Here is a 13459-nt window from a genome sequence, read left to right as displayed (position 1 = left end):
CCCGTGAGCGCATGGTCCCGGGGCTCGCTGCAGCACTACTTTCCCGGTGGCAAGGACCAGCTCGTGCGCGAAGCCGTGGCGTGGACCGGGAAGTTCGCCGGCGGCAGGGTGAAACGCTACGCCGCCCGGGCCTCGACACCGGCGGAACTCTTCGCGGCGATGGTGGGGCAGTGGCGGGACCAGTTCCGCGACGCGGGGTTCACCGCCGGATGCCCGCTCGTGGCCACCACCGCGGATGTGGTGTCCGTCAACGAAAAGATCCGTGCCGCCGTGCGCGAGGGCTTCGAAACCTGGCTCGGGCCGGTGGGGGAGGGCCTGCGCGGGATGGGCGTGCCGGAGGAGCGGAGCCGTTCGCTGGCGGTGGTGATGATCAGCGCGCTGGAGGGCGCGATCGTGCTGGCCCGCGGGCAGGAGGACGTCGGCCCGCTCGACGCGGTGGTGACAGAACTGGGGCCGCTCCTGGACGCGGCGGTTCGCGCCTGACCGCGCGAGCCACAGTGGACTGATCACTGTCGGGTGAAAACCCGGCACGCGAGTTTGCCGTGCACCGGGACCAGGGAACCATCGGCTCGAGTATCCGGAGTGGACCCGCCGGGGTGCACCGGGGAGGAGGCTCACCGTGAGTGGATGGGTGAAGGTGCCCGAGGTGCACGACGAGCCAGGCGGCCTGAGCGGGGCGTTCGTCCTGGCCCGGCCGCGCGCGGGGGTGGTGGGCGAGACCCGCCGGGTCGCGCACGTCTTCCCGTTGCCCGCCGACCGGCCCGGTGTGCTGGTCGCCTACTGCGGATTCGAGGGCAGGCCCGGTGAGCTGGACGTGCTCGACGGCCCCGCGGGTATGCCGTGCGAGCGTTGCCTGGTGGTCGCGGCCCGGCGCGCGGGCGCGAACACGATCCCGTACCCGCGACACGACTGACTCACGCTTTCTGAGAGCCGGCGAAGGTGAGCTTGTCCGGGTTCAGCATCGTGTGCAGCGCGACCAGCCCGTCCTCTCCCGGCTCGGGAACCAGCACGGCGAACAGCGTGCCGGACTGGCGGATCACCACACCGCATTCGCCGTTGACCCAGCGCGGTTCGACCGTCATGGCCGCCATCCGCGGATCGCGGGCCAGACCGGTGAGGTAGCGCGCCACCTTGTCCCGTCCGGACACCGGTCGCCGCGCGGCGGTGACCTTGCCGCCGCCGTCCGACCACGCCACCACATCGGCCGCGAGCAACCGTTCCAGTGCGGGCACATCGCCTTCGACGGCGGCGGCGAGGAACCGCTCGGTGATCCGGCGGCGGTCCTCCGGCGAGGCGGGAAAGCGCTTGCGGCCCTCCCCGACGTGCTGCCGCGCGCGCCGGCAGAGCTGGCGGACGTGGGCCTCGTCGCGGTCGAGGATCTCGCCGATCTCGCGGTGGCTGTACCCGAACGCCTCCCGCAGCACGAACGCGGCCCGCTCCGGCGGGGTCAGGCGCTCCAGCAGGACCAGCATCCCGAGCGAGAGCGTGTCGCGTTGCTCGGCCGTCTCCAGTGGACCCAGCTCGCCGCGGTCGGTGAAGACCGGCTCGGGCAGCCACGGCCCGGTGTAGGTCTCACGGCGGGCGCGCGCGGAGGTCAGCCGGTTCAGGCACAGGTTGGTGACCACCTTGGTCAGCCACGCTTCGGGCATCTCGACGCCGGTCGCGGCGTCCCAGCGCAGGTAGGTCTCCTGCACGACGTCCTCGGCTTCGGAGGCTTCGCCGAGCAGCCGGTAGGCGAGGCCGAGCAGGCGCGGACGGTGGGCTTCGAATCGGGCGAGGCGGTCCACGCCGCCCAGGATGCCACCCGGGCCCGTACTCGCGTGGTTCGAGGCGGGTCGCCTGACCCGCGCTACCGGCCCTGCTGCGGGTCGAAGTCGTCGTGCGGATCACCCGAGGAAGTGCCCTGCTCGCCGCGCTGGACCTGCTGCTCGTCCCGCGGTGCGTCGTCGGCGTCGGGGAGGTCCTCGCGCAGTTCCTCGTCGCGCTGGGTCTTGCGTTCCATGGACCGGGGCTACCCGGCGACGGCACGCCGAAACGGGTCAGCAGGCCGGCGGTTCGGTGGTGCGGTAGATGGTGGTGAGCCAGACGTCGAGCAGCACGCCGAGGACGTCCTGCTCGGGCACGGCGGGCCAATCACCGCTGAACGTCGCGTACAGCACGCGCTCGTTCATCGAGTTCAGCGCGATCGCGAGGTCGCGGGCGGGCACCCCGTCCGGCGCGGCGCCGCGGGCGCGCTCGGACTCGATGGCCTCCGCGGTGCGGCTGACCCACGTCTCCATCATGCCCGCCCACAGCTGCCGCACCTCGGCGTTCGTGTGGCGGGCCTCGGCGGTGGCGAGCGCGACGGCGCGGTGCGCGCGGAAGGTGGTGTAGATGGCGTCCAGGGCGCGGCGCCAGCGCTGGACGGGGGAGGGGTCGTCGAACACCGCCGACGTCAAGCGCTCCGCCTCCTCGGTGACCCGGTCGAGCAGTGTGAGCAGGACCGCGTCCTTGGAGCGGAAGTAGAAGTAGAACGTCGGCCGGGAGATGCCGGCGCCGCGGGCGAGGTCGTCGATCGAGATCTCGCCGAGCGGGCGCTCCTCCAGCAGCCGCTCGGCAGTGGTCAGGATCGCCAGTTCCCGCTCGTCCCCGGACGGCCGTGGGGCGCGGCGGCCGCGGGCCGGGCGGGCCCGGGTGGCGGGATCGGACGTCATGCGGTCACCGTATCAGGTGTTCCGACACCGCGTCGGTGCTCTCGACATCGTGTTGACTCCCTCGACATACCGTTGGTACGTTGCGGTCGACACCGGAGGAACGGGGAGAAGCGATGCCGCTCGAACACGTCGATGTCCTGATCGTCGGTGCCGGCCTGTCCGGGATCGGCGCGGCCGCGCACCTGCGGGCCGACTGTCCCGGCAAGTCCTACGCGATCTTCGAGGCGCGCGGCGCGATCGGCGGCACCTGGGACCTCTTCCGGTATCCGGGGGTGCGGTCGGACTCGGACATGTTCACGCTCGGCTACTCGTTCGAGCCGTGGACCGAGGCGAAGGCGATCGCCGACGGCAAGTCGATCCGCGAGTACGTGCAGCGCACGGCCCGCGAACGCGGGATCGACCGGCACATCCGCTTCCACCACCGCGTGGTGCGGGCCGAATGGTCCTCGGCGGAGGCACTGTGGACGGTCGAGGCGGAGCGCTCGGACACCGGTGAGCGCGTGCGGATGACGTGCGGCTTTCTGTTCGTCAACTCCGGCTACTACCGCTACGACCAGGGCTACACGCCGGAGTTCCCCGGCCAGAGCGAGTTCACCGGCCGCATCGTGCACCCGCAGCACTGGCCGGAGGACCTGGACTACACCGGCAAACGCGTCGTCGTGATCGGCAGTGGCGCCACCGCCGTCACGCTGCTGCCCGCGATGTCCGGCGACGCCGAGCACGTGACGATGCTGCAGCGCTCACCCAGCTACGTGCTGTCCCTGCCGGGCACCGACCCGCTGGCCGACCGGCTGCGCGGGCTGCTGCCACCCAAGGTCGCCTATCCGGTGGTGCGCTGGAAGAACGTGCTCTCCCAGCTGTTGTTCTTCCAGCTGAGCCGCCGCGTGCCGGGCGCGGTGCGGAAACTGCTGCGCAAGGGCGTGTCGGCCCAGCTGCCGCGGGGTTTCGAGGTGGACACCCACTTCAGCCCGTCCTACGACCCGTGGGACCAGCGGCTGTGCTTCGTCCCGGACGGCGACCTGTTCAAGGCGGTGCGCAGCGGCAAGGCCGGCATCGTCACCGACACCATCGACACGTTCACCCCGGACGGCATCCGGCTGTCCTCGGGCCGCGAGCTGGAAGCAGACGTCGTCGTGACCGCCACCGGGCTGAACCTGCTGCCCTTCGGCGGACTCGAACTGGTCGTCGACGGTGAGCCGGTCGAGATCGGGAAGACGCTGGCGTACAAGGGGATGATGCTCTCCGGCGTGCCGAACTACGCGTTCACCATCGGCTACACCAACGCGTCCTGGACGCTCAAGGCCGACCTGGTGGCCGGGTACGTGTGCCGCCTGCTCAATCACCTGGACTCGCGCGGGCTGACGACCTGCACGCCGGTCCCGCCGCCGTCGGTCGAGGCGACCGATCCGCTGATCGACCTCAAGTCCGGGTACGTGCTGCGCAGCATCGACAAGCTGCCCAAGCAGGGCCCAGCCGCGCCGTGGCGCCTGTTCCAGAACTACCCGCGTGACGTGCTGCTGATGCGGCGCGGTTCGCTGGAGGACGACGCGATGCGGTTCTCGCGGGCGGCGAAGACGGCGAAGGAGAGCGTGGCCTGATGCGCGACTACGTGTTCGACGGCGGCACGGCGGTCGTGACCGGCGCGGCGAGCGGGATCGGGGAAGCGCTGTCCCACGCGCTGGCGGCGCGGGGCAGCAACCTGGTGTTGCTGGACCGGGACGCGGACCGGCTGGCGGCGGTGGCCAAGGCCGTCGGTTCCACAGTGGACGTGTCGGCCCACGTGGTGGATCTGTCCTCGGAACGGGAGACGGCGGAGGTCGCCCAGCGCGTGCTGGCGGAGAACCCGCGGTTGACGTTGCTGGTCAACAATGCCGGGGTCGCGCTGGGTGGGCGGTTCGACCAGCTGACGCTGGAGGAGTTCGGCTGGGTGCTGGATGTGAACTTCCGGGCCCCGGTCCAGCTGACGCACGCGCTGCTGCCCGCGCTCAAGGCGGCCCGCGGCTCGCACATCGTCAACGTCTCCAGCGTGTTCGGCCTGATCGCGCCGCCGGGACAGTCGGCGTACGCGGCGAGCAAGTTCGCGGTGCGCGGGTTCACCGAAGCGATCCGGCACGAACTGGCGGGCAAGGTGGGGGTGACCTCGGTGCACCCCGGCGGTATCCGGACACGCATCGCCGAATCCGCGCGGGTCGGCAGCGGGGTGCCGGGCGGGATGGACACCCGGAAGTGGGAGCGCGTGCTGCGGATCCCTCCGGCGACGGCTGCGGAGGCCATCGTGGACGCGATCGAGCACCGCAAACCCCGCGTGCTGATCGGGTGGAGCGCGAAGATCCCGGACCTGCTGGTGCGGTTGCTGCCCGGTGCGCACAGCCGTCTCCTGGGACGGCTGCGCTGATGGACTACGTGGACGTGCGGGGCGTTCGGACCCGCTACCGGATCGCGGGTGACGGGCCACCGGCCCTGTTGCTGCACGGGATCGGCCGGAGCCTGCGGGACTGGTCGGATCAGCAGGACCTGCTCGCCGACGAGTACCGGACCTACAGCCTCGACCTGGCGGGCTTCGGCCACTCGGATCCGTTGCCGGGCAAACACACCCTGGAGGCGTTGGCGGCGTTCGCGGTGGATTTCCTCGACGCGGTGGGGGAGACGCGGCCGGTACACGTCGCCGGGAACTCGCTCGGTGGCGCGGTCGCGATGCGGCTTTCGGTGGACGCGCCGTCGCGGGTGCGCAGCCTGGTTCTGGCGAACAGCGCTGGTTTCGGGCGCGAGGTGACGGTCGCGCTGCGCCTGCTCGCGTTGCGGCCACTGGGAAAGCTGCTGCTGCGCCCGAGCGTGGCGGGCGCGGTGCGGACCGAACGGGCCCTGTTCTTCGACCGCGCCCATGCGACCCGGGAACGGATCGAGCAGGCACTGGAGATTTCCCGGCAGCCGCACGCGGCGCGGGTGATGCTGGAGACCGCCCGCGGTCTGGGCGGCTTCCGCGGGGTGAGCGAGTCCTGGCGGCGGCCGTTGCTGGACGCGGTGGCTGCCCAGGCGTTGCCGACGCTCGTGGTGTGGGGTGACCGGGACCTGATCCTGCCCGCGCTGCACCTGGAGGCCGCGCACCAGGCGTTGCCGCATGCGCAGACGCGGTTGTTCACCGACACCGGGCACATGCCGCAGATCGAGCGGGCCAAGGAGTTCCACGACCTGGTCGCGGGTTTCTGGGGATCGAGGGAGTAGGGACAGTCGTTTCGCGATGCTTCGTGCTGATCGAGCCGATGCGCGGAGGACCTCACGCTGAACCTGCGCCGCGATCGCCGCACGGATCTTGACGACCAGATGTTCGGCTACCGGGGCAGCGCACCGCTGCCCCGGTAGGGAGATGACGGCCCCGAAGGGTAACGGTCACCGCCGCAGCGCCTTGCGCGCCAGCCGGTTGCCGAGGAACTGCGCGCCCTGCACCAGTACGATGATCGTGATCACCGCCAGCCATGTCACCGCCCAGTCGAAGCGGTGGTAGCCGTAGGCGATGGCGAAGTCGCCGAGGCCGCCGCCGCCCACCGCGCCCGCCACCGCGGTCATGTCGACGATCGCGACGAACACGAAGGTGTAGCCCAGGATCAGCGGTCCGAGCGCCTCCGGCACGAGCAGCGTGAGGATGATCCGCATCGGGCTCGCGCCCATCGCCCGCGCGGCTTCGATGACGCCCGGATCGATGGTCACCAGGTTCTGCTCCACGATCCGCGATATCCCGAACGTCGCCGCGATGACCAGCGCGAACGTCGCCGCGACGGTGCCCAGCGACGTGCCGACGGTGAAGATCGTCAGCGGGCCGATCGCGGTGATGAAGATGATGAACGGGATCGGCCGGATGATGTTCACCAGCAGGTTCAGCACGGTGAACACGAACCGGTTCGCCAGCAGTCCGCCCGCGCGCGTGGTGTAGAGCAGGACGCCCAGCACCAGCCCGAGCGCGCCGCCCGCGACGAGCGTGACCACGGCCATCCCGAGCGTCTGCAGGATCGCCTCCCAGAACACCGGGCCGAGGGTTTCCCAGTCGATCATGCCGGGACCTCCACGACCTCGGTGGTGGTGCGCAGATCCGCGATCAGCGCCTCGACGTCGGTTTCGGCGCCGATCAGTTCCAGCGTGAGCCCGCCGAACGAGCGGCCGGACAACGCGGTGATGCCGCCGTAGACGATCTCGAAGCGCACGTTGTGCTTGCCGACGGCGTCGGACAGCACGGCGCCGAGCCGCCCCGCGTCGTGGATGCGGGCGGTCACCAGTCGTCCGCCGTGCCGGGACCGGATGCGCTCCAGATCGGCGCCGCCGGGCGCGTCCCGGACCACCGAGCCGACGAACCTGCGGGTGGTTTCGGTCTTCGGTGAGGAGAACACGTCGAACACGCTGCCGTGCTCGACGACGCGGCCGGAGTCGAGCACCGCGACCTTGTCCGCGATCGCGCGCACGACCTCCATCTCGTGGGTGATGACCACGATCGTCACGCCGAGTTCGGTGTTGACCCGCCGCAGCAGCCGCAGCACTTCGCCGGTGGTCTCCGGGTCCAGCGCGCTCGTCGACTCGTCGGCGAGCAGGATTTTCGGGTTCGTGGCCAGGGCGCGGGCGATGCCCACGCGCTGCTTCTGCCCGCCGGAGAGCTGGTCCGGGTAGTGCCACGCCTTGTCGGTGATGCCGACGAATTTCAGCAGCTCGGCGACCCGCGCCTGCCGGCGGGCCTTGTCCCAGCCCGCGATCCTGAGCGGATAGGCGACGTTGCCGAACACCGTGCGCGAGCGGAACAGGTTGAACTGCTGGAAGATCATGCCGATCCCGGCTCGCACGTCACGAAGCTGACGCTCGCCGAGCGTGGTCAGGTCCACGCCGTCGACGAGGACCCGGCCGGAGGTGACCGGTTCCAGCGCGTTGATCAGCCGGACCAGCGTGCTCTTGCCCGCGCCGGAATAGCCGATGATGCCGAAGATCTCACCGGCGCCGATGGACAGGTCGGCATCTTCCAGGGCCGTGACGTCGCCGAACTTCTTGGTGACGCCCTGGAATTCGATCAGCGCGCTCACTGCTTCGCGGCCCGCACGGTCTCTTCGAGGCGGCCCAGGATCGACTGCAGCTCGGCGCCGGGCCGGCTGACGAGCACCGAGGTGCCCTTCGACTCGGCCTGCACCTCGGTCGCGACCCGCGGATCGCGGTACAGCTCGGCCAGCTTGAGGTAGGTCGGATTGTCCTTGTCCGTCGCGCGCGTGACGAAGGTGTTGATGTAGGGCTCGGCGGACGGGCTCGCGGGATCATCGTTGAACAGCGCGCTGGTCGGGTCGAGGTCGGCGTCGAGGGCGAAGTTGTTGTTGACGATCGCGGCGTCGACCGAGGGGAGCGCGGCGACGGTCTGGGACGCGTCGACCGGGGTCACGGTGACCTTGGAGGCGGCCTGGTCGATCTCGGCCGGGGTGGACAGCACGGTGCCGCCGCCGCGCAGCGAGATCAGGCCCGCCGACTGCAGCACGAGCAGGGCGCGTGCCTGGTTGGTCGGGTCGTTCGGAATGGCGACCTGGCCGCCCTGCGGAATCCCGGCCACGGCGTTGTGCTTGCGCGAGTACAGGCTCAGCGGCACCACGTAGGTCGAGCCGATCGGGGTCAGGGTCTGGTCCGCGGAGACGTTGTAATTGGCGAGGAAAAGCAGGTGCTGGAACAGGTTGACGTCCAGCTGGCCCTGCGCCAGCGCCGGGTTGGCCTGGGTGTAGTCGGAGAAGTTGACCAGCTCCAGGTCGATGCCGTTGTCGGCGGCGATCCGGCGGAAGGTGGTCCAGTAGTCGGAGCTCGCGTCGGTGACGCCGATCTTCACGGTCGTGTGGCCGGCGGTGGTCCCGGAGTCCGAGGTCGCGTTCACGACGACGAGGACCACGGCGACGAGGACGACGACCACGGCGAGGGTGACGCCGATCAGCGGGCCCCGCTTCTTCCGGGGCTTTTCCGGGAGAACGGCGTCGTCGGAGATGTTTTCGGACATGCCGCCATCCTGCCGACGATCACCGGAACGAGGGACGGACGTCCCGCATGGTGATCGGCGGCAGGATGGATTTGCCTTCGATTGTCCGGTCGTGCTAGTGGATCAGCCGCGGCCGACTCGCCGACGCGCCCCGCGAGTTGACCATTCACCGCACCCAGCAACGGCACGCGCCCACCAGGTCGACCTCACCTCCCCCGGCCCCGATCCCCAGCCCACTTCGGTTGCCGAGCCGCCGGGTCAAGCCACGCTTTCCCGGCTTGACGCGGTGTCTCGGCAACCGAAACGATGAAAGACGGGGCGGCCCACCACCACGATCGGGGCGTAGCGAAGCGAAGCCGGCGCTCTCGGCCGCGCGCAGCGCAGAAGCCGCGCGCAGCGCCAACCTGACCAGCGGCTCCAGGCGATCAGCCGCGGTAGCGGCCCTGGGTCTGGGCGTTGAGCTCGTCCATCCGCACCGACTTCGCGCTCGCCGTGCGCGGGTCGTGCAGGGCGAACACGTCCAGGCCCTTCTGGATGTCGGAGGAGTAGATGTGGCCGTTGTAGTAGTAGGCCGACCACGATCCGCCGACGATCAGTTCGGTGTCCGACACCGGGCCGCGTTCCCAGTAGCCGAGTTCCTTCGGGTGGGCCGAGTCGGTGAAGTCCCACACCGAGATGCCGCCCTGGTACCACGCCTGCACCATGATGTCGCGGCCCTTGACCGGGATCAGGGAACCGTTGTGCGCCACGCAGTTCTCGGTCGGGGCCTGCTCGCGCGGGATCTTGAAGTAGCTCGCGAACTCCAGGTTCCGGTGGTCGCCGCGGCCCCTGATGTCGTAGATCGCGTCCGCGCCGCGCACCGCGCCGATCGCCGGGGTGCACGCGGGCTGACCGCCACCGCCCAGTTCGTCGGTGAACACGACCTTGGTGCCCTCGTTGTTGAACGTCGCCGAGTGCCAGAACGCGAAGTTCGTGTCGTCCTGGACCTGCTCGATCACCCGCGGATGCTCGCGGTCGGAGATGTCGAACAACACACCGTCACCCATGCACGCGCCCGCCGCCAGATCCTTGGACGGGTAGGCGGTGATGTCGTGGCAGCCCGAGGTCGCCGTGACGTAGGGGTTGGGGAAGGTGCCCGGCGTGCCGGGGTTGGCGCCGTCCGGGAACAGGACGGGTTCGTTCACCACGGCAGCGGCGGCCGGGTTGCGGACCGGCACCTTGACCACGGAGATCAGGTCGTGCGGCGGTGTGCAGTCCGGGAACTCGGCGCGCGGGCTGTAGGAGGAGACGTAGAGGTAGACGTCCCGGCCGGTCTTGCCCGGCACCAGCGTGTGGGTGTGTGAGCCGCACTTGGTCTCCACCGCGGCCACGTACTTCGGGTTCGCCAGGTCGCTGATGTCGAAGATCTTGATGCCCTCCCACGAGTTCTTCTCCGTGGCGGGCTGGGATGCGCTGGCGCAGGAGTTGTCGCTGCGTGAGGAGTCGGTCGAGAGGAACAGCAGGTCATTGGAGACGGAGACGTCGTTCTGCGAGCCAGGGCAGAGGACCTGGCTGACGATGCGCGGCTTCTTCGGCTTGCTGATGTCGTAGACGACGAAGCCGTTGTAGTTGCCGACGATCGCGTGGTCGTCGGTGAAGGCGATGTCGGTGCCGAAGGCGTCCACGTTGTCGAACGGGGCCTGCTTCGGGACGTTGGCCAGGTGCTCGATGTTGCGGGTGCCGCTGACCTCGTCCACCGCGGGGATGCCGGGTGCGGCCTGCGCCGGTGCGGCGGCGAGCGTGGTCAGTGCGAGGGCGAGCGCGCCGGTGAGCGCGAAGAGACGTCTGCGTGCGTTCCCCATGGCCACGGCGGCGATCCCCTTTCCTGTGGAGAATCACGAATTATGCCCGGATCGGCCGTGGTGCGAACAGCGCCAAAAGTAGGATTTTCGTCCGGTTCGCCGGGTGTACGGTCACGGCAGCGGACGAGTGCGGAGGAGGGCCCGGTGCGGCGGATCGTCGGGGGAGTCTTGGTGGCGTTGCTCGTCGCGGCGTGCTCGGCCGAGCCGGAGGCGCCGCCGGTCGTGGTCCCCGGCGCGCCCGGTGAACCGGCCCGGACGCTGCCCGCGGACGAGGCGAGCGGCGCGGTGCCCGCCAATCAGCACAACGACGCCGATGTCGCGTACGTGCAGCGGATGATCCTGCACCACGGGCAGGCGATCCGGATGGGCTCCCTGGCACCGGCCCGCGCGGCGCGCGAGGACGTGAAGGGCCTGGCCGCCCGCATCACCGCGACGCAGGGCCCGGAGATCACGACGATGACCGCCTGGTTGCGGCAGCGGGGGCTGGAGGTGCCGGGCGAGCACGCCGGGCACCACGGTCACGCGGCGGACCACGGGCCGATGCCGGGGATGGCGACCGAGGAACAGCTGGCCGCGTTGGAGGCCGCGTCGGGCCCGGAGTTCGACCGTCAGTTCCTGCAACTGATGACGGTGCACCACGAGGGCGCGATCACGATGGCGTCGGAGGTGCTCGGCGCCGGATCGGACGTGTTCGTGGAGGAGATGGCCGGTGACGTGATCGCCTCGCAGAGCGACGAGGTCACCCGCATGCGCACGATGGCAGGGTGATTTTGCCACGAACAGCAAACACGCCGTCACGAACAGCAAACACGCCGCCGGGAGCGGCAAACACGGCGGGCTGTGGCGTGTTGGCTGTTCCGGGCACCGTGTTTGCCGTTGCGGGCGGCGTGTTGGCTGTTCCGGGCAGTACGCTGCCAGGATGAGGCGCACGTCGTTCGCGCGGTGGCCGTGTTCCATCGCGCGCACCCTCGATCTCCTGGGCGATGCGTGGACACCGCTGGTGCTGCGCGAGGCGTTCTACGGGTTCCGCCGGTTCGACGAGTTCCAGCGGGAGCTGGGTATCGCGCGCAACACCCTCACCGAGCGTCTCCGGCGGCTCGTCGAGGAGGGCCTGCTGGAGAAGACGCCTTACCAGACCGAGCCGGTGCGCCACGACTATGTGCTCACCGAGAAGGGCCGTGACTTCTTCGGGGTGCTCGTCGCGATGTCCGCATGGGGAGACCGCTGGCTCGCCGAAGACGACGGCCCGCCGATCACCTTCCATCACGACGCCTGCGACCACGACACGCACGCCGAGGTGGTGTGCGCGCACTGCCGCGAGCCGCTGACCTCCGGCGACACCCGGATGCTGATGGGGCCGGGCTTCCCCGGCCGCCTGGCGCGGCGGCCGGAGGTGCGGCGCCGCTTCGCCGGGTAGTCAGGACAGCAGGGCCTCGAGCAGCTTGCCGATCGTCCTGGGGAACGAGTCCTTCGTGACCGACCGCCCGAGGTCGCGCACCTTCGCCAGCGCGGGGAGCTCGTCAGGGTCGATCCCGGCCACCGCGCGCGAGCGCTGGCTCGGCTGCGGCGGTGGGGTGAGCGGGTGTGAGTCGAGCAGTTCGCCGATCGTGAGGTGCCAGCACGCCAGGAACGCGGCGTAGGCTTCGCGCGGGCGCTGCCCGGCCGCGATGAAGTCGCCGATGCACGCGTCGGCGAAGGGGAGCGCGTTCACCGCGACCATCTCGCCGCGGATGAGGATGTGCAGGACCCACACGTGGTCGGCCATGTAGTCGTGCGTGGCGACCAGACGGCGCTCCAGCCGCTTCTTCGGCGTGCGCCCGGCAACGTCGACCGGCAGCCCGGACGCGACCTCTTCGAGCACGGCCAGCAGGAGCGCTTCCCGGTCGGCCACGTGGCGGTAGAGGGACGTCGCGGCCGTGTTCAGTTCGGCCGCGACGGCCCGCATCGTCAGTGCTTCCAGCCCGTCGCGTTCGATCAGTTTCCGGCCGGCGGCCGTGATGATCGCCGGTGTCAGGCCGGGGCGTGGTTTGCGTGCGGGGGACTGCGATGCCATGTCGTGATCGTCTCATTCCGGCCGATTACCCCACGCACCACGCGACTTAGGTTAGCCTAACGCGTACAACGTTCGCATCACCGGCACTCACGAGATTGACAATCATTGTCAAAAAGGTTTACATGACCGGGTGAACGGAGTGGGGATGCGATGACGACGCGTAGCGGATGGTTACGCAGCCGTGGAAGTACCGGAGCTGTCCGGCTCGTTTGTTTTCCACACGCTGGAGGCACAGCCGGTTTCTACCTGTCCTGGGCGCGGGGACTGGCATCCGGCATCGAGGTGCTCGCCGTGCAGTACCCCGGGCGTGAGGACCGGATCACCGAGGCGGGCCAGGAGGATGCGAGGACGACGGCTGCGGCCGTCGCGGATGCGCTGGCCGGGCTCGCCGAGCGGCCGACGATCCTTTTCGGACACAGCCTGGGCGCGCTCATCGCCTACGAAACCGCGCGGACGCTGGGCGGGCATGCCCCGGCGCACCTCGTGGTGTCCGGCCGTCGTGCACCGGCGGACGAAGTGGGCGGTGACCTGCACCGCCAGGATGACGACGCGCTCGTCGACGAGCTGGACCGCCTGGGTGGCGTGGGTACCGAGCTGCTGCGCGATCCGGCCGTGCGCCCGGTGTTCCTGCCCTCGATCCGCGCGGACTTCCGTGTCGCCGAGACCTACCGTCACCGCCACGGGCCGCCGTTGACCTGTCCGGTCACCGCGGTGATCGGCACCGAAGACACCGAGGTCGACGCCGTGCAGGCCGGACGGTGGGCCGAGACCACCCGCGGTCCGTTCACCCTGCACACCCTGCCGGGCGGCCATTTCTACCTGTTGCCGCGGCAAGCCGCGGTGCACGACCTGCTGCGCCGGCTGTCGCCGGCCGGAGCCCTGTCCTCCTGAC

16 protein-coding genes are annotated in these 13459 nt (G+C 70.2%); 8 read left to right on the top strand and 8 right to left on the bottom strand.

The genetic code is table 11. The annotated features are described in order from the left end of the window. Nucleotides 1-3 precede the first annotated feature (3 nt). Both HNR02_RS33320 and HNR02_RS33315 read left to right on the top strand, forming a co-directional pair. Nucleotides 4-483 carry an LmrA/YxaF family transcription factor gene (locus HNR02_RS33320; protein WP_312861270.1) on the top strand — a complete coding sequence of 160 codons (480 nt, stop codon included), beginning with the start codon at nt 4-6 and terminating at the stop codon, nt 481-483. A 136-nt stretch (nt 484-619) separates the two neighbouring features. Beyond that, on the top strand, nt 620-913 hold the full coding sequence (locus HNR02_RS33315) for a hypothetical protein (RefSeq protein ID WP_312861269.1): 294 nt from the start codon (nt 620-622) through the stop codon (nt 911-913). Between the two features lies 1 nt (nt 914). On the opposite strand, the gene HNR02_RS33310 is transcribed toward HNR02_RS33315, so the two are convergent. The 3 genes from HNR02_RS33310 to HNR02_RS33300 form a co-directional block, all read right to left on the bottom strand. Next, nucleotides 915-1787 (bottom strand): RNA polymerase sigma-70 factor, encoded by an 873-nt coding sequence (locus HNR02_RS33310; protein WP_179777569.1) that lies wholly within the window; start codon nt 1785-1787, stop codon nt 915-917. 62 nt (nt 1788-1849) lie between these two features. Beyond that, a complete protein-coding gene (locus HNR02_RS33305) occupies nt 1850-2002 on the bottom strand; it encodes a hypothetical protein (RefSeq protein ID WP_179777568.1) in 153 nt (50 codons plus the stop codon). Nucleotides 2003-2039: 37 nt separating this feature from the next. Continuing rightward, the gene (locus HNR02_RS33300) at nt 2040-2693 is read right to left on the bottom strand and encodes a TetR/AcrR family transcriptional regulator (protein ID WP_179777567.1); all 654 of its coding nucleotides are present in this window, start codon (nt 2691-2693) and stop codon (nt 2040-2042) included. Nucleotides 2694-2806: 113 nt separating this feature from the next. On the opposite strand from HNR02_RS33300, the gene HNR02_RS33295 reads away from it, so the two are divergent. From HNR02_RS33295 to HNR02_RS33285, 3 genes are read left to right on the top strand one after another with little or no spacing between them, the layout of a single operon-like run. After that, nucleotides 2807-4291 carry a flavin-containing monooxygenase gene (locus HNR02_RS33295; RefSeq protein ID WP_179777566.1) on the top strand — a complete coding sequence of 495 codons (1485 nt, stop codon included), beginning with the start codon at nt 2807-2809 and terminating at the stop codon, nt 4289-4291. Next, nucleotides 4291-5088: an SDR family NAD(P)-dependent oxidoreductase gene (locus tag HNR02_RS33290; protein WP_179777565.1), complete on the top strand. Its 798-nt coding sequence runs from the start codon at nt 4291-4293 to the stop codon at nt 5086-5088. Before HNR02_RS33295 ends, HNR02_RS33290 begins: the two co-directional genes overlap by 1 nt. Then, the gene (locus HNR02_RS33285) at nt 5088-5915 is read left to right on the top strand and encodes an alpha/beta fold hydrolase (protein WP_179777564.1); all 828 of its coding nucleotides are present in this window, start codon (nt 5088-5090) and stop codon (nt 5913-5915) included. The genes HNR02_RS33290 and HNR02_RS33285 overlap by 1 nt, the downstream gene beginning before the upstream one ends. 165 nt (nt 5916-6080) lie before the next feature. Here HNR02_RS33285 and HNR02_RS33280 read toward each other — a convergent pair whose 3' ends face one another. The 4 genes from HNR02_RS33280 to HNR02_RS33265 all read right to left on the bottom strand — a co-directional run bounded on the left by HNR02_RS33280 (nt 6081) and on the right by HNR02_RS33265 (nt 10514). Further along, a complete protein-coding gene (locus HNR02_RS33280; protein ID WP_179777563.1) occupies nt 6081-6740 on the bottom strand; it encodes a methionine ABC transporter permease in 660 nt (219 codons plus the stop codon). Next, nucleotides 6737-7750, bottom strand: a complete 1014-nt coding sequence (locus HNR02_RS33275; protein WP_179777562.1) for a methionine ABC transporter ATP-binding protein — start codon at nt 7748-7750, stop codon at nt 6737-6739. The genes HNR02_RS33280 and HNR02_RS33275 overlap by 4 nt, the downstream gene beginning before the upstream one ends. Beyond that, nucleotides 7747-8694, bottom strand: coding sequence for a MetQ/NlpA family ABC transporter substrate-binding protein (locus tag HNR02_RS33270; protein ID WP_179777561.1), 948 nt, complete (start codon nt 8692-8694; stop codon nt 7747-7749). The genes HNR02_RS33275 and HNR02_RS33270 overlap by 4 nt, the downstream gene beginning before the upstream one ends. 404 nt (nt 8695-9098) lie before the next feature. After that, on the bottom strand, nt 9099-10514 hold the full coding sequence (locus HNR02_RS33265) for an LVIVD repeat-containing protein (protein WP_179777998.1): 1416 nt from the start codon (nt 10512-10514) through the stop codon (nt 9099-9101). A gap of 144 nt (nt 10515-10658) precedes the next feature. Here HNR02_RS33265 and HNR02_RS33260 point away from each other — a divergent pair, with 144 nt between their 5' ends. Further along, a complete protein-coding gene (locus tag HNR02_RS33260; RefSeq protein WP_179777560.1) occupies nt 10659-11282 on the top strand; it encodes a DUF305 domain-containing protein in 624 nt (207 codons plus the stop codon). 151 nt (nt 11283-11433) lie between these two features. After that, a complete protein-coding gene (locus HNR02_RS33255; RefSeq protein ID WP_179777559.1) occupies nt 11434-11931 on the top strand; it encodes a winged helix-turn-helix transcriptional regulator in 498 nt (165 codons plus the stop codon). Here the strand turns inward: HNR02_RS33255 and HNR02_RS33250 are convergent, their stop codons facing one another. Beyond that, on the bottom strand, nt 11932-12567 hold the full coding sequence (locus HNR02_RS33250; RefSeq protein ID WP_179777558.1) for a TetR/AcrR family transcriptional regulator: 636 nt from the start codon (nt 12565-12567) through the stop codon (nt 11932-11934). Nucleotides 12568-12717: 150 nt separating this feature from the next. On the opposite strand from HNR02_RS33250, the gene HNR02_RS33245 reads away from it, so the two are divergent. Next, nucleotides 12718-13458 carry a thioesterase II family protein gene (locus HNR02_RS33245; protein ID WP_179777557.1) on the top strand — a complete coding sequence of 247 codons (741 nt, stop codon included), beginning with the start codon at nt 12718-12720 and terminating at the stop codon, nt 13456-13458. The last annotated feature ends 1 nt before the right edge of the window (nt 13459 follow it).

This window comes from Amycolatopsis endophytica (assembly GCF_013410405.1).
In the GTDB taxonomy this organism is placed as follows: domain Bacteria; phylum Actinomycetota; class Actinomycetes; order Mycobacteriales; family Pseudonocardiaceae; genus Amycolatopsis_E; species Amycolatopsis_E endophytica.
Note: the sequence above shows the minus strand (reverse complement) of the source record. Positions and strands in the feature narration are given on the sequence as shown.